The organism is Nannocystis punicea (genome assembly GCF_026965555.1).
GTDB lineage: Bacteria > Myxococcota_A > Polyangia > Nannocystales > Nannocystaceae > Nannocystis > Nannocystis punicea.
Map to the genome: position 1 here is coordinate 9237071 of NZ_CP114040.1, position 19013 is coordinate 9256083.

Sequence of the window (19013 nt, forward strand, 5' to 3'; positions counted from 1 at the left end):
CGCGACCGACGCGTCGACGCGCAACACCGATGGACGTCGGTGCGCGCAACCCGACGCGAGCGCCCAACCGCCGCACCTCGCTCGCCTGGCGGACGCGCCGCTCTTCGCCCGCCGAGGGGCTCACTCGCCGGCCAGCAGCGGCCTGCCTGGGCCGCGTCCGTCGGCTCCGCCGGTCGTGGCCGCGTCCGAGCCTCCGCCTGCCCCAGCCCCGCGGCGGCACTCGCAAGAGGGAGATCGTCATCGACATCGACGAGGCCGAGCTCGACCTGCGAGGTCTCGTTCACGGCCTGAAGGCGATCGAGCAGGGCGAACTCGTCGATGTCGTCGAGCTCACCGAACTCGCTGGTGACGACCTGGCCGGTCCATCACCAGCTCGAGCACGTTGCGAATCCCGGCTCCCCGTTGTCGGCCACGTGACAGTGGGTCGCCCCGAGCGCTCGCGGCCCGCTCTCCGGGGAGGCGGAGACCATCAACTCGTGATCGCGGCGAGCGACGCGAGCCCTGGAATCACCCGAACACGACTCGCTCGTCGCCGCGACGCATAGATGGGCCGCCAGCGCGCAGGGAATGGCTTGCAAGGGGCGCGCGGGACATGTATCGAAGCTCATGCAGATCTTCGCGCTCGACGGATCGCTCGGCGGCGACGACGGCAACTCCGCGGTGCTGCTCGACGCGGCGGTCGAGTGGTTGCAGGCGCACGCGACGGTCGCGCGCGCGTCGCTGGCGCGTGCGCCGGGCTTCGCGGCCCACCGCGAGGCGCTGGCGGGGACGGACGCGCTGGTGATCGCGACCGGGACGTACTGGGACTCGTGGTCGAGCCTGTTGCAGCAATTCCTCGAGCAGGCGACCCCGAGCGAGGGGACGCCGCTGTGGCTCGGCAAGCCGGTCGCGGTGCTGGTGACGGCACACTCGGTCGGCGGCAAAGGGGTGCTGTCGCGGTTGCAAGGAGTGCTGGCGACGTTCGGGGCCCTGATCCCTCCGATGGGCGGACTGGTGCTCACGCACGCCGGCGAGCTGGCGCGCGCGCACGCGGGACCTGACTGCGAGGACATGTGGTGCGTCGAGGACGTCGCGGTGGTGTGCCACAACCTGCTGGCGTGCGCCCGCGGGCAGCGCGAGTTCCGGGCCTGGTCGGTCGACCGCGGCGATCCGGGCAAGCGCTGGTTGCGGCGCGGAGGGGCGCTTCCAGGCTGCGGTCGGGCCGGGTAGCCCATTCGCCGAGCTGACGAGAAGCACCACGAGCTCTTCGAGTGCCTGCGCGACCGCGCCGTCGAGCTTACGGAGCCGTGCGCGCACGAGGGCTGATCGCCGCTGGTCATACCGTCGTGATCGGCATAGCCTTGAGTGCGCGAGGGAGGCGAACGCATGACCGGAGCAGACAAGGGCGCTGTGGTGCGCGCAACGCTGCTGGCCACATTGGCGGCAGGTACGCTCGACATCGGCGCGGCCATACTGACCAACCTGCAAGTGCCGGCCCAGGTGGTGCTGCAGTCGGTCGCCGGCGGTTGGCTCGGCGCCGCCGCCTACCATGGCGGCTGGCCGACGGCCTGGCTGGGCTTGGTCTCCCACTACGCCATCATGCTGACGATCGCCACGATCTACATGGTCGTGGCCGCGCGGATGCCGGCGCTACGGCGATGGTGGATCGGGGCGGGCGTGGTCTTCGGCGTGGCGGTATGGCTGGTCATGTCCTTTGTCGTCGTGCCCCTGTCCGCCTCGCCCCTGACCGGACCGCCCGATCTGCTCGCCGCGCTGAAGCCGTTAGCAGTGCATATCCTGGCGGTGGGCCTCCCCATCGCCTGGATCGCCCGGCGAATGCTGGGTCAGGCCTGACGACCCGGCCGAGCAGGGTTGGAGTTCGATGGGGTGCCGTCAGGATCCCTCGCACCCGCCGTGGACCGGACGGACGCTTCAGCCAATCGTCACGCCAGGGTCCCAAGCGGGCATGCACTCTCGCCTTCTTCTCGACTCTTGCTCCCTCCCGTAGAGGCTCTTGACGCCCTGCTCGGGCCGCGACGATCTCTCTTCGCACCTGGGGCCTGCTGCCGGGCGCTCCAGCGCCTACCCGGACGGGACTCTCACCCGCTGGAACGGTGCAGCGTGACGCGGCCGAGCCGCTCACTTCGGGGTCGCGCTCGTCCGCGTCGTCAGGACGCACCCTGGACCGAGGCTATGGGGCGCATTGCTCGAGCGGGCCCGCTTACTCTTCGAGCGGCCGATGTCTCACGAGGCCCAGGTCGATCAGAACCACGCGCTCCTCGTCGCCCTGACCTACGACCATGAAGTTGTCCGACTCGTTGAACTGTCCTGCCACGGGCCGCTACTGTCGCTGCATGTGCCGGAACATCCGCGTCCTCAGCAACTTTCAGCCGCCGACGACCGTGGAGGAGATGCAGGCAGCCGCCCTGCAGTACGTCCGCAAGGTCAGTGGAATGCAAAAGCCGTCGCGGAGCAACCAGGCGAGCTTCGACCTCGCCGTAGTGCGAATCACTGCGGCGACCCGCGACCTCCTCGCCGCCCTCGAGGTGCGGACGACGCCACGCACACGCGAGGACGAGCTCCGCAAGGCCCGGCAACGCGCGGTCCGCCGCTTCGGCCCGCCCGACGCCGAGTCCTCCGGCTGAGGTCGCCCGTGGCGAGGTCTCCAGCGATGACCGACCGTTCGCAGGTCCGCGAGACCCGCCAGTCGAGGCGCGGCTGGCCGAGCACCAGCGTCTCCGCCTCGAGCAGTACATGCCGAACGCGGACACCGTGAGCGGCGGCCGGGCCAGCTGGACCGGGGCGCAAGCAGTATCGAACTGCGGACTCACGACCTGCTTCTCCGCGCGCGCCGCCGCGGCTCGATCGTGATACCCGTCGTCCACATTGAACGTCGCCGGCCCCTCCCTCAGCAGAGACATGTCCTCAAGGACATGTCTCATCCTGCGCTCCGGACATCCTCCGGCGTGTCCCGGTGGACAGCGCCAGAGGCCGCGCTCGTGATCGCTCCTCGGCCGCGCTCGCAGGTCTGCAGATGCGGTCGCCTGAAAAGAAAACGATTATTCGTTTTTTTAGTGACACCCCGGCCGGGAGGAGGTGTTGAACCGGCCGGAGAACATGACGATGCGAGCTTCGAACTGGATGTGGATGACCCTGTGGCTCACGGCTTGCGACCCGGCGCCCGCGGGCGGCGATTCGTCGCCGATGTGCGACACCGGCATGGAGCCCGCCGGGCCCGCCGAGCGGGACTGGTGGGACCTGGGGATGGCCGACCCGGTGCTGAACGAGGTCGCCCTCTATTATCTCGGGCAAGCGTGGATGGGGGCGACCGACGTCTCCGAGGTGCTCGAGACGCTGACGCGGGTCGATCCCGCGGATGAGCGCGGGTGGACGGCGGCCTTCCAGCAGACCTCACGGCGCCTGCGAGCGCTCGCCGAGGCGAGCGAGGAAGGCGGGCACCCACGGACCGCCGCGACGGCCTATCAACGCGCCGCCACCTACCTCCGCGCCGCCCTGCACCGGCATCCCGATCCCTGGGACCCCGAGGTCGCGGCGCTCGCGGCGGAGGCGGTCGACCTGCACGCGCGCTACCTGCTGCTGTCGAACTCGCCCTGCGCTCCGGTGGCGATCCCCTACGAGTCGACCACGCTGCCCGGGTACTTCTGCCGCGCGCACGAGGCCGAGGGCGCCCAGCCGACCCTGATCTTCCACGAGGGCAAGGACGGTTGGGCGGAGGACGGCAAGTTCGTCGTCGATGCCGCCATGGCCCGCGGGTACAACGTGCTGCTGTTCGACGGCCCCGGCATGGGCAAGACCATCCGCCTCCAGGGCCTGCCGTTCCGCCACGACTGGGAGGCCGTCGTGACGCCGGTGGTCGACTTCCTCGAGGACATGCCCGAGGTCGATCCGGCGCGGCTCGGGTTGTTCGGCGTGAGCCTGGGCGGCTATCTGGCGCCGCGCGCGGCCGCCCACGAGCACCGCCTGGCCGTGCTGGTCGCCAACCCCGGCGTGCTCGACTGGGGGGCTGCGATCCGGGCCGAACTCGCGCTCATCGATCCGGGCCTGCCGGACCTGTACGCCTCGGACCCCGGCGCCTTCGACGCTGCCATCACGCAGTTCATGGAGCACAGCAACTTCGTGCGCTGGGGCATTCACGACGCGTACTGGCACCACGGCGTCGACTCTCCGTCGGCCTTCATCGCCGAGGTCGACCGCTTCCGACTCGGAGATTCGGCGGCCGACATCCGCGCGCGCACGCTGGTGTTCGACGCGGAGGCCGAGGGGCGCGGACAGGCCGCCGAGCTGTATGCGGCGCTCACCTGCCCCAAGGACTACCTGCGCTTCACGGCCGAGGAGGCGGCGCAGTTCCACGTGCAGCCCGGCGCCACCGCGATGCTCACCCATCGGCTGTTCGACTGGCTCGACGACAACCTGTGAGCCAGGCGTCGAGCGCTCGTCCGCGGCCTCGGTGCCGCGGTGCGAGCCGTTCTGGTAGACAGACGTGGAGGTCGCTGTGCCCCGCGTCACCCCCGAGCACACTGCCGCGCGTCGCCGGTTGATCCTCGACGCCGCTCGCGCAGTGTTCGCCCGCAAGGGCACCCGGGCCGCCACCATCGAGGACATCTGCGCGGAGGCAGGCATCAGCGCGGGAGGCATCTACACGCACTTCCCGAGCAAGGCCGCGATCCGCGAGGCAATCCACGCCGAGGCGCGCGCGGCGAACCGGCGGTTCCCCGCGGCCATCCGCGCGGCCCCGGACCCGCTCGCCGCCCTGCAGGACATGGCGGGCGACATGTTCAAGCTCCTCGACGCGCCCGAGCTGCAGGCCGACCACCGCATGTCCTTGCAGATGCACGCGGACGCGGTGACCGACCCCGAGCTGGCGGCCAGCTACGCCGAGATCCACGTCGACATGATGCATGCCATCCGCGGCATCCTCGACGAGGCCGTCGCCGGCGGTCGCCTGCCCGAGACGCTCGACACCGAGTACCTCGCGTGGACGATGGTCGCGCTGTACCAGGGCGCCCGCGTCCAGAAGCTCCTCGTGCCGTCGCTCGACACGGCCCGGCTCGGCCAGATGGTCCGCCGGCTGTTGGCGGGCGTTCTGGGGGGATGAGCCGGGGCGACGCCCTCCCCGACCAAGCCCCTCCGTGTGGAGATCCGCGGCGTTTTGGCTGGGTCGCGAACAAGGATCCCGATTTCACCGCGACCACGGTCAAGAAGCAGCGCTGACCCGGTCGGCGCGGGAACCCGCCTCAGGCCGTCCGCGTGCGCAGCTGCCCCTCGTAGTCGCGCTTGCCGATCGGCACGCCGTGCGACCGCAGGATGTCGTAGGCGGTGACGGCGTGGAAATGGAAGTTCGGCAGCGAGAACGAGAGGATGAAGGTTTCCGAGGTGAAGGCCAGCCTGCGGGGGCCGATCTGGAGGTCCAGGTCCTTGCCCACCCATCCGTCGACCTCGCCGCGGCGGAACGCCTCTAGCAGGGTGCTGAAAAAAGACCCAGGTGTTCGAATATGAACCCATCTCAGCGGCCCGGAGCACTGTACGAGAGGACTTGTTGGGCCGCTGCCTCCGTGCGAGAGGCCTCCGGGGCCTTCTTCGGGCCAGGGGGCCCCCTGCCCGAGGGGCCTCATGCGATGGGCAGCAGCAGCTTGGCCATCCGAAGCAGGTTGTAGGCGGCGCCGATGAGAAGCGACGCCATCTCGTTGCGCTGTTTTCCTCGGAATCGGGTCTTGCGGTAGTTGGCGACTGTCTTCTCCCAGCCGAAGACCTCCTCGATCCGCTTCCGGAATCGCTGACTGAGCAGATAGCCCTCATGCCTCGAGGTGCGGCCATCGATCGCCGAGCCGCCGCTGCGGCCTGTATTCATGGCCACATGCGGAGTGACGCCGATCCGGCGGCAGCCTTCGACGAAGTCGCGTGTATCGTAGCCCTTGTCGGCGGCGACCGTGCGTCGGCTTCGTGTCGGATCGTTGCGCTCGAGCATCATGTATGCGGCCTCGACCTCAGCGCGTCCATGGGCGTGCGTGATGCACATGTCGACGATGAGCCCGTTGCGGTTCTCCATCAGCACGTGCTGCGCATACGACAGTTTGGCTTCCTTGCCGTTGCCCTTGCGCGCGAGCCTGGCCTCCGGGTCGGTAGTCGACCTATGCGTCTCGTTGCCGCGCTTCTCGCCATGGAAGTCGACCGTCGGGTTCTTCGCATCCTCAACCGGCGGCTTCTCCTCGACCGGCGGCTTCTCCTCGACCGGCGGCTTCTCCTCGACCGGCGGCTTCTCCTCGACCGATCCGTCCTTGCGCTTGAAGCTCTTGAGCGATGCCCACGCCTCGATCAGCGTGCCGTCGACCGAGAAATGCTCGCTGCTCATCAGCCCGGCGGCCTTCGCCTGGCCGACGACCAGCGCGAAGAACTCGCGGGCCACGTCGTGATCCATGAGCCGCTCGCGATTCTTGGTAAAGGTCGTCGGGTGGAACGCATCCTCGGTCATGTCCATGTCGAGGAACCACCGGAACAAGAGATTGTAGCCGAGCTGGTCACAGAACAACCGGTCGCTGCGGACCGAGAACAGGGCCATCAGCAGTGTCGCCTTGAGCAGCGACTCCGGCGGGATCGATGGCCGCCCGATGGTCGAGTACATGCCCTCGAACACCGGCGCGAGGTCCCTCAGCGCCGCATCGACGAGCTTCTTCACCGCGCGCAGCGGGTGCCGCTCAGGGATCTTCGACTCGGGCGAGACGAGGCAGATCATGCTGGACTGGGGGACCTTGATGCCGCGCATACGACCAATGTACGAAATCGCGCATGCCCGGCAAGACCTTCAGCTCTGTCTCCGGTGTGTGGTTACGCTGCTCTTTTTCAGCACCCTGCTAGCGCGGTCTCTGCCCTGACCATCATCGCCTGCAGCTCGGCGAAGGGGACGGGCCCGACCAGCGCGGGCGGAGTGAACGCTCCGGTCTTCAGCGCCTCCACGCCCCACACCGCGTGGTGCCAGGCCGCTTCGATCTGGAAATGGAAGGGCGCCATGTCGTCGAACAGGCGCGTGTGCACGAAGGCATCGGCATCGACACCCGTCTCCGCGAAATGTTGGGCCGCACGGCCGAGAAACCCGCCGATGGCCCGCACGGTCTGCAGGAAGGTCGGCACGCTGAGGTCATAGAGCGATGTAGGCATTGGCTTCCTCCACTTCCGGCAGGACCGGGCGTAGCTTGCTCACCTGATAAGGTACGGGTCCTCGTCGAGCAACTTGCGGACGGCCCTGTTCAGAGCTGAGACCGCTCAAGTTAAGGGCGCAAACGCACGCATTTCCATGCGCCGATGAGCGCGTAAGACGGTCGGCGAAGGGACAGCCGCCGATCCACCCGCTCGCGGAGCGTCCGCGGCCGGAAGTCCATCAGTGTCTGGGGCCTGCAGGAGCGACTAGCCCTCGTCGTCCTCGTCGTCCTCGTCGTCCTCGTCAGGTTCCATGAGCTGGTCGAAGGTCGCGTAGGCGTCGCGAGGCAAGTCGAGCTTGATCAGCCGCTTGCAGGCATTCTTGGGCGTCGTGCTGATCTTCAACGGATTCTCGTCGGTGTGATCGTATAGCTGAGCGATTCCAGCGCGCCGTCGACTTCGATCGAGCCGCGGGCGACCAATTCGATACACCCCGTGGGCATACGCGGCGAGCGTGGCGATGCGGAAGACGTTGGCGGCCAGGCGCTTCTGAGTGTCCTGCTGCTCGGCGGTCTGCTTCCAGAAGGCCGGGGCGAGCTCGAGGACGCGGCCCGAGCGCCTTGTAGAAGTACCGCCGCGCATGGGCCCAGCACGCGACCTCGATGACATCGCCGGTCGCGTAAAGGTGGCCGTAGACCGAGTGCGCGTCGGCGACGAGACGGCCCTTGTAGCCGGCGAGCAAGCGGTCGACCGCGGCGCTGTCGTGCTTTTCGGAGTAGCGGTAGAGCACGTGCCGGCCGGGCGCGAAGAGGACCCAGAAGTGGGCGCGCCGGCGCGTGCGCGGGCCCGCGCGTCGCCCACGATGTGAGCGCCGCGCGCCGACGGTCCAGCGCTCGGCCCGCGCTGCTATACGTCGAGCATGACCCGCGAGGCGCGTCTGTATAAGCTTCTCATGTCCCTGTTCGGCAGCGAGGAGTTTCGCGTCTGCGTTTCCCTCGGCTATCCTCAAATTGAGGCCGCGCTGCCCGGCCGCGACGCGCCACACAACCGCCTGATCAGCGACGCGATCGCCGAGCTCAACCGCCACGGGCTGATCGACGCGCGGTTCTTCGACTGGCTCGCGGAGCTCCGCCCGCGTCGCGCCGACGAGATCGAGCTCGTCCGGCGCGCGTGGCTGGCGAACGAGCCCGAGGAGCACCCGCCCCTTGAGAATCGCGCCGACGAGCTTGCGTCCGCCGCGCAGGACCTCGAGCTCGCGTGGCGTCCTCCGAAGGACCCCCCGACCGCGCGCCCCGACACGCCACGCGCAGATGCGCACGCAACCGCCGGCCCTCCTGCCGCGCCCGCGACCGAGCCGGGCCCCGCGGACATGCCCCGAAAGTCATGGCTGTATCGCCACCGCGTCGTGTCGATCGCCGTCGCGCTCGTCGTCTTGTCGGCGGCCTCGCTCGCCCTGTACTTCCCGGAGTCCACGCGTCTGGACCCTTGCAAAGCCGTCGTCGACAAGCAACAGCTGTGCGCCGCATCCGAGGACAGGCAGGCGGTCGCGGCGAGCGCGACGACGCTCGCGGTGTGCCGCAGCGGGGCGAGTATCGACGTCGCCAGGGAAGAGGTCGCGTGTGTCCCCTACAGGTGCGGCGAGTTCAAGGACTGCCTCCGGGCAGTCGCCGAGCACGACAGCCACGCGCACCTCGTCCGCAGGATCCGCTCGGCTGTCGACGGCGACGTCAAGCGCGACGAGGCGCTGACCGAGTGCTTGATGACGACCTCCACCGACCCGACGCTCGCCTCCCTGTGCCTCAGCCTGTTCGAGCGCAACGTGGCCAGGTTGACGCGAACGGTCCGGGACATCCGCGACGAGCTGTCGCCCGACACGATCAGCCTAAGCGGCGCCAAGCGCGACGGCTGGGACGAGTGTAGCGAGTTGCTGGCGGTCGCCGGCCGGCTCGACGCCGCGACGACGGCGCAGGCCGAGGCGCTCTGCGACGAACTCGCAGCGGCCCGGCTCGGCGCCGAGGCCGCGGAAGCTGCCAGGAGGAACATCAAGGACGGTGTCAACGACCTCCCGCTGGACTGCGACATGGCGGCCAAGCGATTGGCAGTGATCGACGCCGCCTGGGCCCGCCGACAGTTCACCGCCGTCATCGATGATTGTTACGGCTCCCTCGGGACCGTCATCCTCGCCGGCTCAACCGGCATGCGCTGCGACGTCGACGTCGACCGCGTGATCGATGCGCTCAAGAAGTACCGCCCCTCTGACCCAGGCGCCGGTCACACGCCGACATGCACGACCCTGCAATGAGCGCTCGCGGCACGATGACCTCGGGCGCCTTGTCGACGAAGCGCTCGCTGTACAGCAACTCCAGCACCTCCTGGCGCTCCGCCGCGCTCAGCGCTCGCGGCGACTGCCGTGGCTTCACCGACCTCGCCGGCGCGGGACGGCGTCGGCGATAGACGGTCGCCCGCGAAACGCCCAGCGCCTCGCACGCCCCGCGGTAGACCTGTCCTTTCAGACAGCTCGTCCGTCTGCGCGATCAGGGCTTCTCGGACGGATCGATCGCGCTCGGCCTCGAGGTCCTCGTCGCGCCGAGCACCTCGGCCTGCTCTCGCGCCCGCTCGAGGTCGTCGCCCACCCCACGAAGGAGTGGTCGCCCACCCCCCGCGAGCGCGCTGGCGCTCCACGTGCGCGCGCCCTGCGAGGCCGACGGCGCGTCGAATTTTTCTCGGACCCCCTGACAGGTGCGCCGCGACCCGGGCACCCTGCCACGGACGCGAGTCACCATGCGATACGAATTCATCTCTCTTACACCCTGGATCCTGACGTTCACCCTCGCCGCCGGCTGCACGCCCGGCTCCACCGGCGAGACCGCGACAACCGGCTCGACCGGCGCGGACACCGGCGGCGCGACGAGCACCTCGACGGGCACGAGCGATGACCCGACAACCACGGAGGGCCCCGGGACGAGCACCACGGAGGAGCCCGGGACGAGCACCACGGAGGAGCCCGGGACGAGCACCACGGAGGAGCCCGGGACGACCACCGCGGGCGACCCGACCGAGACGGACAGCTCGCCCGGCAGCTCGACGGAGGACGACACCACGACGACCACCGGCGGGCCCGATCCGGTCGAGGAAAATTGTCAGGGCCTCGAGTTCCCGCCGGAGGCGCCCGCCATGGTCGAGAGTGCCCGCTGGACCGGGCCGATGTCGATTCGACTGACCGACGCCGAGAAATTCCTGTGCGGCGACGTCTCGCCCGACAGCTTCGGGACCAGCTGCAACAGCGGCTTCCTCGTCAACGCCGAATTCCCGGGGCCGATCGTCCCCGGACAGTACGTCGACGGCGAAGACATCACGATGGAAGGCGTCTCCGCCGTGTGGGACCGGGAATGCGCGAACGGCGGCTACGGCGGATTCGTGCCCGGTGGGACGGTGACGATCTACGCGGTCAGCGAAACTTGCATCGCCGGCGCGATCTTGGACCCCGAGGACGGGGTCGAGGGCCGCTTCCTCGCCCCGAAATGCCCGTGAGTCCGCCGCGGGCCGACGCTCCGGCATCTCCCAGCCGCTCGAGCGGCGGTCGCCGTCGTGGTCGGCCCGCAGCACCAGCTCGCCCCGGCGCGCGTCGCTCGCGGTGTCTTACCGTCGCGGTCGTCGGCGAGCGCCTGGAAGCCATTGTGTGGACATGTCCCCGAGGACAGCAGAATTGCAGGTCGCCTCGATCGCATAGACGGCAAAGCACGATGAGCCGTCGGCACCGACCGCACAGAAATGCTGCGACTCTCTACCCGCAGCGCCGTTCCCGTCCGCGAATTCCGCCCGAGGACCAGCGGGTCTGGTTCACCCTCGGCCCGAATGGTCAGCTGGCTTTACACATCAGGCGAGAGCCGCCGAGCCGCCGCGAGGCCAGCGGCATGCCTCATCGGCGAATTCACGCGGATCCTGAGCGGCGCTGACAGCAGGCCCAGGTGGGTGAGGAGATCGTACCAGAGGTCAGATCGAACCGGCCGGCGGGACCGCGGGAAAGTCCTTCTCGGGATCGAAGACGTTGTTGAAGAAGTTCGTCAGGGAGTACATGGCGACCAGGGCCACGATCTCCATGACCTGCGCATCCGTATGGCCGGCAGTGCGGACGGCTTTCAGATCGGCCTCGCTGACCTGGCCGCGGGTCTCGATGACCTTGCGCGCGAATTGCACGGCGGCATCCCGCTTCGGGTCGGTGGCATGACCCTTCCGCGCGAGAATGATTTCATCGACCGGCAGCTTGGCCATATGCTCGGCCGTATAGCTGTGCACCGTCAGGCAGTAGTTGCAGCCATTCACTTCCGAGACGGCGAGGCCGATACTGTCACGCGTCTTCACGTCGAGCGCCCGGTTCAGGGAGCCGAGCAGGGTGGCCCAGGCATTGAATGCGATCGGGCTCTGCGCGAAGGTCGCCATCATATTGGGGGTGAAGCCGATATTCTTGGTGAAGGCACCCAGGGTCGGCTTCGAATCGGCCGGTACCTGGTCCGGCGTCAGAGCTGTACTTCTCGGCATCGTATTCTCCGTAGTTGCGGGGTTCTCTGATGATCAGACGAGATCCAGAACATCGGCCACCGGCCGGCGCGGCTTCTGCGGCCAGTTGCCCGGACGCTCCGTGCCGATCGACAACAGCATGACCGGCACTTCTTCCTTGCCCAGTCCGAAGGCGCGGTGCACGGCTTCGGCATCGAAGCCGATCATCGGCGTCGAGCCCAGGCCCAGCGAACGGGCGGCATAGATCATCGCCGCCGCGCCGAAGGTGCCGGTGCGGATGGCCTCGTCGCGCCGGCGCTGCGGGTAGTCCATGTAGAGATCGCGGGCGGGGATCTCCCATTCCGGCACCATCTTCGCCGGCATGATGCCCGCTTCGACCAAAGGCGCCAGGCGCGCCGGGATGACGCTGGAATCGGCGAGCTGGCCGACGATGATGAAGGTCACGGCGGCGTCGGTGATCGCAGGCTGATTCCAGGCGATCGGCCGCAGCCGCGCCTTGGCTTCAGGCGTGCGGACGGCGATGAAGCGCCAGTTCTGCAGGTGGAAGGAGGTCGGCGCGGTGGTGCCGATGCGCACCAGCTCGCGGATCTGGTCGTCGCTCAAGCTGGCAGCGGGATCGTAATACTTGGCGGCGCTGCGGCTCAGGATACAGTCGATGACGGGGTTGGTGATGGTCAATCCGTGAGGCATGTGTTTCCCTTGGTCATGGTGGTTCCGTGGGTCATGGTGAGTGCCCGGGTCATGGAAATCCCCGTGGTCAGTCGCGGGGTCACGGTGAGGGCGAAGCAGGTCCCAAAATTATTTTTGACAGATCTGCCGCCGGCGCGATGCTCGGGCAGCCCTTGCGGCGCATCCGCCAGATCGATGACTTGAAATCCGACATGAACCAGGACCGCCGCGTTCCCTACCAGGGGTCCCCGTGCAGAGGGTCCTCCGTCTGTGTCCGTGCGTCCGTTCGGTGCCGATGGGAACGTACTTCTAACTTCTACCGCTCCTGCGCGGTCCAGCCAGGCGCATCGGTCGCCGCGCCGCCGCAACGCCACCCGTGCACGCAGACTCCGCCCATCGTTCGGATTCGGAGCTCCATCGCTTCGCGCCGGTGCTTGCATCCGCCCGGCTTCTGCCGCATAGTCCAGGTCAAGATCGCTCGCGTCGCTGTGTGCATCGTTGAGGGCCAGGAGTCACGAGAGAGCCGCCGTGACCGATCCGCGACGCAGCTCGCGCGGCTTCTCCTCTCTAGGCAACATTATGGTTCTCGGCGGCGATCCCAAGGCACCCTCACCGATCTCGCGCATCTCGCGTTCGGATCTCGAGCTGCTGATGCGGACGCTCGAGGTCAGCTTTGTAAGGCTGTCCGAGTGTGTCGTCAGTTCGGGCTTCGGTCTCATGCTCGGTAGCCACGACGCGCCCGGTCTCCACTACAACCTCCGTGGTCATGGGGTCGGTTACATCGGCAACGGTCCAGCGATCGAGCTCGAGCCCCATACGATGATCATCGTTCCGCCGCACTCTCCGCTGCGAATCGACGTACCCGGAGCGCGTTCCTCATCGACCGTGAAGCTCGTCGACGGAAAGACCAACTGCACCCTCATCGATGGGGTGCATCGCTACGTCGCCGGCGGCGGAACACCAGATGTCCTCATGATCTGCGGCTTCTTTCACGCTGTCTATGCGTCGTCGATCAGTCTGTTCGGCACGTTGTCTGCGCCGATCGTCGAGCGATTCGAGGCGTGCAATATGCTGGATCAGACGCTGAAAGCCGCGCTCGCCGAGCTCGTCTCCCAAGAAGTTGGTGCGCACGCGATGTCCTCTGCGCTGCTGAAGCAGGTGATCGTCACATTGCTGCGCCGCGCTCTCTCGTCGCCGAACTCGTGGGTCGAGCAGTTTTCGCTGCTCCGAGATCCGCAAATCGCGCGAGCGTTCGCTGTCATGGTCGATAATCCGGGAGCACCGCACACCGTGCAGAGCCTCGCGGGCAGCGCGTCGCTGAGCCGGTCGGCGTTCATGGCTCGCTTTCATGACGTCATCGGCCGCTCGCCCATGCTCGTGTTGCGAGATCTGCGCATGCGGCAGGCGGCGCGCCAGCTGACGTCGGGGACGTATTCGGTCGAACAGGTCGCGGCGAACGCTGGATACGAGAGCCGCAGCAGCTTCATTCGTGCATTCCGGAACACATTCGGGCTCGATCCCTCGAGTTTTCGAGCCTCGAGACTGTCCGTCAGCCCGAGCTCAGCTGTCGGTTTCGATCTGGACGAGAAGTAGGGCCAGTACAGCCGGGCAACCTCGACGGCAGCGAAGCCGACACCTGCCTGTCGCCGCGCAGGCGGCTGCAAGCCGCGGCGCGAGCCCCGGTCCTCGCCGGCGAATCTTCGACGGCGTCCTCAGCCGGAAGGCCGATACCCGAACTTCTGACGCGCGTCGAGGGCATGGCTACGAGCACGGCGCTCGTGGTCCTGCAAACACGGACGGCTTGATCTCGCGGGCCGCGCGACTTGGCCGGCTGCCGCGCCTGCAGTACGTTGGCTGCCATGCCGAGCGCGCGTCTCTGGGTCCTGCTCCTCGCCATCGGTTGCGGTTCCACCGGTTCCGGCTCGACCGGCTCCGGGAGCGACGGCACCACCGGCAGCGGCTCCACCACAGCCGAGACTCTCACGGGCAGCGCCTCGACGGTCTCCCCCGACCTCCCGGCGCCGGTGGCGTGCTCCGGCGGCGGCGACGTCATCGAGCAGATCACCTTCGAGGCGACGACCTTCGTCGTCCACGGCCAGGCCGTCGATACCTCGCTCGACGCCGCGATCGCCTCCATCGTCCACCAGCCGTGCATGGTCGTCACCCAGAGCTCGATCGAGGTGACCGTCGGTTTCGGACCGATCATCGGCGTCGACACCGAGAGCCTTTTGCGATTCTCTTTCATCAACCAGTCGGGCGAGGTCGATCTCGCCATGGGTGGCGACATCCGGTACTTCTGGCACGACGGCCCGGTCACGCGCGTGTTCGATTTCCTGGACCCGCCGGCCAGCGGTACGGCGAGCGTGTCCGCCGCGTCGGCGCCGGGCGATCACTTCAGCGTTCACCTCCAGGGCCAGGTCGGGACGCCCCCCGAGGAATGGACGTTCGACTTCACGATCGACGCCGTGCGGCCCTGAGCCGGCGTCCGTTCGGCCACTGCCGCTCCTGTCGGCCGGGCGCACGAAGTCCTGGTTCAAGGCCGCAGGCTCGCGCGTGAACGCCTCCCGAGCCGTGAGTTTGCGGATAAAATTCGACGGGGTCGTCGGCGACTCGCGTCGGCGACCCGATCATTGGCGCTGTCAGGCCGCCTTTTGCCGCGGCGGACCGCCTGCCATCTTGCGGCATTCCTGGGCGCACGACTTGCACGCCTGGGCGCACTGCTGGCAGTGCGTCATCGAGTACTTCGCGCATTCCGCCCCGCACGCCTCACAGACGTCGGCGCAGAGCTGGCACATGCTCTGCGCATACTCGCTGCAGCGCGACATCAGCGATGCCGCGGTGAAGCATACGCCGGCGCAATCCTGGTTCATGCGGATGCAGCGCGCCATCTCGGCGACGCTCGCCTCCGCGAGACACGCGGACCCGCACGTCTCGCACGTCTTGGCGCAGACCAGGCACGCGTCGATGCATGCCTGAAACTGCTGGACTTGCTGTGGATCTTGTTGAGTCTGTTGATTTGCCATGATGAACTCCTGCTGATGTGTCGGGTGCAGGGGGTGACCTGTTGTCGTTTCAGCGGCTCCCCCGGGCCTGAACACCATGTCACCGCGGACCCCCACGATCACTTCTCGCTGACGGTCGCCCGATGCGCCCTCGCCCGCGGGCAGTGCGGGCAGCGATCTCGCGCTCGTGCCCGGTCATCGCTGCGGCGCTTTGACGTCGACCAGCTCGAGAGCGGAGCGCGCGTCCTCCCATCGTCGGATGCGGGCGACGTGACCACGCGGGAGAGGCGCCCCCGCCGCCGGCGACCAGCTCTCACCGAGCCGAGAGCTCCATCATCCAGGCCTCGAGCTCGGCGAGCGCCGGAACACGCAGGCCTCGAACCTCGCGGAAGACGGCATGAGCTGAGCGCGGTCGATGTTACCGTCGGCGCTCCCGTTCAAGAGCCGCGCGAATTCATGCAAGCGCTCGTTTCCGAACTCGTGGTCCATTCATTCGTAGTAATTCGGAGAGGACGCGACCGTCCGCGAACAAGACAGCCTATCCATCGGTAGAACGGCTCGTGCCGTCGACCATCCTCCCGCGCCCTGCGATTCAGAGGAATCGCCGTCGCCGCTCGCGCGGATCGTCGAGCGCGTCGAGGACGGCTTCCATCGAGGGCCAGCGATGATTCGGCTCGACTGCCAGCCCGCGACGGAGCACCGCGTCGAGCCACGCGGGTACCTCGCTGCCCCCGAGCTCGACGATGCGGCCCTCGAGCAAGGCGGCGCGCCGCTCCCTCTCGCCACGGCTGCCATGCGGGTGAGCTCCGTGGAGCGCCTCGAAGGCGAGCACGCAGTAGCTGAACAGGTCGCTGCGCTCGTCGACCATGCCCCCGAGCTCTTGCTCCGGCGCCATGTACCCGGGCGTGCCGACGACGGCTCCGGAGCGCGTCACGCCGCTGCCGGTGCGGTCGTCGGCCCGGGCCACCGCGAATTCGAGCGCCTCCTGGCGTTCATCGAGCACGCGCGCGAGGCCGAAGTCGATGAGCCGGGCGCGCCCGTCGGCGCCGATCATGATGTTGTCGGGCTTCAGATCGCGATGGACGATGCCTGCTGAATGCGCAGCTGCGATCCCCCGACCCACCTGGACCAGGGCTGCGAGCACCGCGTCGACTGAAGGTCGTACCTCCGCGAGCCACTGTCTCAGGGTCTGGCCGACCACGAACTCCATGACGATGCAGAGCTTGTCGTCCAGCTCGAAGGCCTCGTACACGGCCACGACATTGGGGTGAGCCAGGCGGGCCAGCGCCTGGGCCTCGCGCAAGGAGCGATGCCAGGACAGCGCATCGACGCTGCGGCGGTCGGTCTGCTTGATCGCCACCCGGCGTCGCAGCCGCTCGTCGAATGCTGCATGGACCACGCCCATCCCTCCGCGCCCGAGCAGCCCGAACACGAGGTAGCGGCCGAGCCGGGCCATTGGTGAGGCTTCGCGCTCACGAATCTCCTCGGCGTCGACCGGGCCCGTGACGGAGCGGGTGGCAGATGAGCTGTCGATGACCATCGATCCGCGGGTGGAGGGAGAGGGCGCGACGGAGTACCGCAACCTTCCGAAGGCCGATGCCGTGCGACTCCGCGTCTGCTCGCCGCACATCGCCGCCGCAGGCTGTTCGCTCGAATGTGCTCGTGTCAGAATCTGCAATCTGTTTCAGGTTGCTGCCTCGTCACTCGCCAGGGGCGAAATCGCGCGATGCAGGGATTCGAGGTACCATGCCGACAATCCCAGAATCGCGCTGATCAGAGCAATCTCTCGGTTCTGACCAATCTTTCATTCGAGCGCTCATGCCGCCGCCGCGCAGCGCAACCTGGACGCACAGGGCCGGACAGCGTCAGAGTATCGCGACCTCGACGGGCACATCGACCTGCAGGTCGCCAGTGTCTTCCACGTGGGCTCGATCCACGAAGCCCACTGCTGCCTCGCCGGGGCGGCCATCTCTGTCCGGTAAACTCGTACCAATTCTGCTCACATCGCCCGTCATGAAACCCTCCCTTCACCGATTGAACGGTCGACTCGTCTCCTGAGCGAACCCGGCGAGCAGCTCCGCCGCCCGGGCCGCTCCACCCGCGCGATACAGCCCGTCGCCGGCCTCCTGGACTCGGGCCGCCATGTCCCGATCCGCGAGCGCTGCCTCGATTCGACCCTGGAGCGCCGCCGGTTCGCAGTCTTCGGCCCGCAGCCAGACGCCGAGACCCAGCGCCTCCATGTGCTCGGCGAAGATCGGTTGATCCGCACCCTGGGGGAGCATCAACATCGGCACCCCGGCGAGCAGGGACTCGAACACGCTATTGGTCCCGGCGTGGGTGATGAAGACCGACGCGCGCTGCAGGACCGCGAGCTGGGGCACGTAGGGGCGGACCAGCGTGTGCGGGGGCGGCGGCTCGAGGGCGCTGGTGTCGGCAGCGCCCACGGCGACCACCGCGCCGTAGCGACCCTCCGCGAGCGCCTCGAAGACAGCGCGGAAGATGTCACGCCGGTCGTTGTAGAGCCGCATCGAGCCCAGCGAGGCGTAGACCAGCGGTCGAGGCAACGCGGCGAGCGCGGCGGTGAAGGCCGGGTCGTCGTCCGCGCTCCGTTCATCGTAGCAGGGGCCGACGAAGTGATAGCTCGCGTCGAACTCCGCGCGCCGCGGTTGCAGCTGCTCGGAGGTGTAGACGAGGTTGATGTCGCCGCGGAGGTTCATGCAATTGGGAATGCCGGGCAGGACATCGTCGCCGTGCGTGCGGGTGACCGCGAAGCGGTCGGCGCAGCGCGCCCAGGCCGCTCGATCGCGGGCCTCGATCCGCCCGATCTCCGCCTCGCTCCGACCCGGCCACCGCGCGGCGAAGACCGCCTCCGAGACCCGAGCTCCCCGAGGCCACAGGGCGTTGGTGTGCACGACCGCGGTCGGCAACCCGCACAGCTCGGCGGCGATGGCGGCCCACAGGCACTTGGCGGTGTACACGACGAGCGCCGGCCGCAGCGCCCGCAACATCTCGACCAGCGCCGGGACCGCCTCCATCGAGTAGTCGATCGTCCGCAGGTTCACCGTGCAGTCCGGCGGCTCGTAGCCGAAGGGCGGCTGCAGCACGACCCTCGCGCCCGAGGCGGCCACGAGCTCACGGTAAGGCTCGAGCGTGAACGCGTGGACCCGATGACCGCGCTCGACCAGCGCGCGGACGATCGGCAGCGTCGTCACGAGCCGCGAGTGGTAGGGGATGTCGAAGAAAGCGATGTCGAGACCGGTCGTCATGGTTCGCGCCTCGCGAGGGCCCACACGTGGTAGGGAAAATCTGGCTCATCGGTCAGGTCGTGGATCGCCGGGTCATAGACCACCCAATCGTCGAAGTTCGCGGCGACGCAGGCGCGGTTGCCCCACGAGCCGGTGCGGATCGGCGCCAGCGGGAAGCCGCACTCGTGCAGGAAGTGCTTGAGGCCGAGCTCGGTCCAGCGGGTGCAGTCGACCGGGTAGCGGTGCACCTTGACCAGGAACGGCACCGACACGAGGAACCATCCGCCCGGCGCAGCATGTCGTGGACGTTGCGCCCGGCGCGGTATGGATAGAGCAGGTGCTCGAAGACCTGCTCGGCGATCACGAGATCGAAGGTCTCCGCCAGCGGACCGGCGCAGACGTCGAACTCGGGGAACTCGGCGCTGCGATAGCTGGAGAAGCCGAAGTC

Annotated in this window: 19 protein-coding genes and 1 pseudogene; 9 read left to right on the top strand and 11 right to left on the bottom strand. The window is 68.2% G+C overall.

Annotation, left to right across the window (positions count from 1 at the left end; genetic code table 11):
* The first annotated feature begins 606 nt into the window (after positions 1–606).
* The 5 genes from O0S08_RS35310 (at position 607) to O0S08_RS35330 (ending at position 5095) form a co-directional block, all read left to right on the top strand.
* On the top strand, positions 607–1209 hold the full coding sequence (locus tag O0S08_RS35310; RefSeq protein WP_269033845.1) for an NAD(P)H-dependent oxidoreductase: 603 nt from the start codon (positions 607–609) through the stop codon (positions 1207–1209).
* A gap of 156 nt (positions 1210–1365) precedes the next feature.
* Positions 1366–1833, top strand: coding sequence for a hypothetical protein (locus O0S08_RS35315; RefSeq protein ID WP_269033846.1), 468 nt, complete (start codon positions 1366–1368; stop codon positions 1831–1833).
* Between the two features lie 500 nt (positions 1834–2333).
* Positions 2334–2624, top strand: a complete 291-nt coding sequence (locus O0S08_RS35320; protein WP_371879572.1) for a DUF2277 domain-containing protein — start codon at positions 2334–2336, stop codon at positions 2622–2624.
* Positions 2625–3102: 478 nt separating this feature from the next.
* Positions 3103–4416 carry an alpha/beta hydrolase family protein gene (locus tag O0S08_RS35325; protein ID WP_269033848.1) on the top strand — a complete coding sequence of 438 codons (1314 nt, stop codon included), beginning with the start codon at positions 3103–3105 and terminating at the stop codon, positions 4414–4416.
* 76 nt (positions 4417–4492) lie between these two features.
* A complete protein-coding gene (locus O0S08_RS35330) occupies positions 4493–5095 on the top strand; it encodes a TetR family transcriptional regulator (RefSeq protein ID WP_269033849.1) in 603 nt (200 codons plus the stop codon).
* A gap of 139 nt (positions 5096–5234) precedes the next feature.
* Here O0S08_RS35330 and O0S08_RS35335 read toward each other — a convergent pair whose 3' ends face one another.
* The 5 genes and pseudogenes from O0S08_RS35335 to O0S08_RS51410 all read right to left on the bottom strand — a co-directional run.
* Positions 5235–5612, bottom strand: coding sequence for a DUF1993 family protein (locus O0S08_RS35335; protein WP_269033850.1), 378 nt, complete (start codon positions 5610–5612; stop codon positions 5235–5237).
* A complete protein-coding gene (locus O0S08_RS35340) occupies positions 5609–6760 on the bottom strand; it encodes an IS5 family transposase (protein ID WP_269033342.1) in 1152 nt (383 codons plus the stop codon). Before O0S08_RS35340 ends, O0S08_RS35335 begins: the two co-directional genes overlap by 4 nt.
* A gap of 77 nt (positions 6761–6837) precedes the next feature.
* Positions 6838–7152, bottom strand: a complete 315-nt coding sequence (locus tag O0S08_RS35345; protein WP_269033851.1) for a DUF1993 family protein — start codon at positions 7150–7152, stop codon at positions 6838–6840.
* Between the two features lie 246 nt (positions 7153–7398).
* Positions 7399–7773, bottom strand: a complete 375-nt coding sequence (locus tag O0S08_RS35350; RefSeq protein ID WP_269033852.1) for a hypothetical protein — start codon at positions 7771–7773, stop codon at positions 7399–7401.
* Positions 7774–7804: 31 nt separating this feature from the next.
* A pseudogene (locus tag O0S08_RS51410) lies at positions 7805–8176 on the bottom strand (IS66 family transposase); the annotation flags it as partial.
* Between O0S08_RS51410 and O0S08_RS35355 the strand changes: the two are divergent.
* Both O0S08_RS35355 and O0S08_RS35360 read left to right on the top strand, forming a co-directional pair.
* A complete protein-coding gene (locus tag O0S08_RS35355; RefSeq protein WP_269033853.1) occupies positions 8084–9433 on the top strand; it encodes a hypothetical protein in 1350 nt (449 codons plus the stop codon). The pseudogene O0S08_RS51410 and the gene O0S08_RS35355 sit on opposite strands and share 93 nt — an antisense overlap.
* Before the next feature lie 479 nt (positions 9434–9912).
* A complete protein-coding gene (locus O0S08_RS35360) occupies positions 9913–10662 on the top strand; it encodes a hypothetical protein (protein WP_269033854.1) in 750 nt (249 codons plus the stop codon).
* 462 nt (positions 10663–11124) lie between these two features.
* On the opposite strand, the gene O0S08_RS35365 is transcribed toward O0S08_RS35360, so the two are convergent.
* Positions 11125–11670 carry a carboxymuconolactone decarboxylase family protein gene (locus tag O0S08_RS35365; protein WP_269033855.1) on the bottom strand — a complete coding sequence of 182 codons (546 nt, stop codon included), beginning with the start codon at positions 11668–11670 and terminating at the stop codon, positions 11125–11127.
* A gap of 33 nt (positions 11671–11703) precedes the next feature.
* Positions 11704–12339, bottom strand: a complete 636-nt coding sequence (locus O0S08_RS35370) for a nitroreductase family protein (RefSeq protein ID WP_371879510.1) — start codon at positions 12337–12339, stop codon at positions 11704–11706.
* 507 nt (positions 12340–12846) lie between these two features.
* Between O0S08_RS35370 and O0S08_RS35375 the strand changes: the two genes are divergently transcribed.
* Together O0S08_RS35375 and O0S08_RS35380 are read left to right on the top strand one after the other, a co-directional pair.
* On the top strand, positions 12847–13911 hold the full coding sequence (locus O0S08_RS35375; RefSeq protein WP_269033857.1) for a helix-turn-helix domain-containing protein: 1065 nt from the start codon (positions 12847–12849) through the stop codon (positions 13909–13911).
* A gap of 266 nt (positions 13912–14177) precedes the next feature.
* Positions 14178–14795: a hypothetical protein gene (locus O0S08_RS35380; RefSeq protein ID WP_269033858.1), complete on the top strand. Its 618-nt coding sequence runs from the start codon at positions 14178–14180 to the stop codon at positions 14793–14795.
* Between the two features lie 162 nt (positions 14796–14957).
* Here O0S08_RS35380 and O0S08_RS35385 read toward each other — a convergent pair whose 3' ends face one another.
* The 4 genes from O0S08_RS35385 to O0S08_RS35400 form a co-directional block, all read right to left on the bottom strand.
* Entirely contained in the window at positions 14958–15443 is a 486-nt protein-coding gene (locus O0S08_RS35385) for a four-helix bundle copper-binding protein (RefSeq protein WP_269033859.1), read from the bottom strand.
* A 469-nt stretch (positions 15444–15912) separates the two neighbouring features.
* Complete coding sequence (locus tag O0S08_RS35390; RefSeq protein ID WP_269033860.1) at positions 15913–16950, bottom strand: serine/threonine-protein kinase; 1038 nt, start codon at positions 16948–16950, stop codon at positions 15913–15915.
* A gap of 397 nt (positions 16951–17347) precedes the next feature.
* The gene (locus O0S08_RS35395) at positions 17348–18586 is read right to left on the bottom strand and encodes a nucleotide disphospho-sugar-binding domain-containing protein (protein WP_269033861.1); all 1239 of its coding nucleotides are present in this window, start codon (positions 18584–18586) and stop codon (positions 17348–17350) included.
* Positions 18583–18837 (bottom strand): hypothetical protein, encoded by a 255-nt coding sequence (locus tag O0S08_RS35400; RefSeq protein WP_269033862.1) that lies wholly within the window; start codon positions 18835–18837, stop codon positions 18583–18585. The genes O0S08_RS35395 and O0S08_RS35400 overlap by 4 nt, the downstream gene beginning before the upstream one ends.
* Positions 18838–19013: the final 176 nt, after the last annotated feature.

What these genes read in the sequence shown, in the direction of transcription:
- O0S08_RS35395 (WP_269033861.1), bottom strand. Translation starts at nt 18,586, where the DNA reads ATGACGACCGGTCTCGACATCGCTTTCTTCGACATCCCCTACCACTCG.
- O0S08_RS35310 (WP_269033845.1), top strand. Translation starts at nt 607, where the DNA reads ATGCAGATCTTCGCGCTCGACGGATCGCTCGGCGGCGACGACGGCAAC.
- O0S08_RS35350 (WP_269033852.1), bottom strand. Translation starts at nt 7,773, where the DNA reads ATGCGCGGCGGTACTTCTACAAGGCGCTCGGGCCGCGTCCTCGAGCTC.
- O0S08_RS35365 (WP_269033855.1), bottom strand. Translation starts at nt 11,670, where the DNA reads ATGCCGAGAAGTACAGCTCTGACGCCGGACCAGGTACCGGCCGATTCG.
- O0S08_RS35325 (WP_269033848.1), top strand. Translation starts at nt 3,103, where the DNA reads ATGCGAGCTTCGAACTGGATGTGGATGACCCTGTGGCTCACGGCTTGC.
- O0S08_RS35390 (WP_269033860.1), bottom strand. Translation starts at nt 16,950, where the DNA reads ATGTGCGGCGAGCAGACGCGGAGTCGCACGGCATCGGCCTTCGGAAGG.
- O0S08_RS35360 (WP_269033854.1), top strand. Translation starts at nt 9,913, where the DNA reads ATGCGATACGAATTCATCTCTCTTACACCCTGGATCCTGACGTTCACC.
- O0S08_RS35315 (WP_269033846.1), top strand. Translation starts at nt 1,366, where the DNA reads ATGACCGGAGCAGACAAGGGCGCTGTGGTGCGCGCAACGCTGCTGGCC.
- O0S08_RS35370 (WP_371879510.1), bottom strand. Translation starts at nt 12,339, where the DNA reads ATGCCTCACGGATTGACCATCACCAACCCCGTCATCGACTGTATCCTG.
- O0S08_RS35320 (WP_371879572.1), top strand. Translation starts at nt 2,334, where the DNA reads ATGTGCCGGAACATCCGCGTCCTCAGCAACTTTCAGCCGCCGACGACC.
- O0S08_RS35380 (WP_269033858.1), top strand. Translation starts at nt 14,178, where the DNA reads ATGCCGAGCGCGCGTCTCTGGGTCCTGCTCCTCGCCATCGGTTGCGGT.
- O0S08_RS35345 (WP_269033851.1), bottom strand. Translation starts at nt 7,152, where the DNA reads ATGCCTACATCGCTCTATGACCTCAGCGTGCCGACCTTCCTGCAGACC.
- O0S08_RS35340 (WP_269033342.1), bottom strand. Translation starts at nt 6,760, where the DNA reads ATGCGCGGCATCAAGGTCCCCCAGTCCAGCATGATCTGCCTCGTCTCG.
- O0S08_RS35355 (WP_269033853.1), top strand. Translation starts at nt 8,084, where the DNA reads ATGTCCCTGTTCGGCAGCGAGGAGTTTCGCGTCTGCGTTTCCCTCGGC.
- O0S08_RS35335 (WP_269033850.1), bottom strand. Translation starts at nt 5,612, where the DNA reads ATGAGGCCCCTCGGGCAGGGGGCCCCCTGGCCCGAAGAAGGCCCCGGA.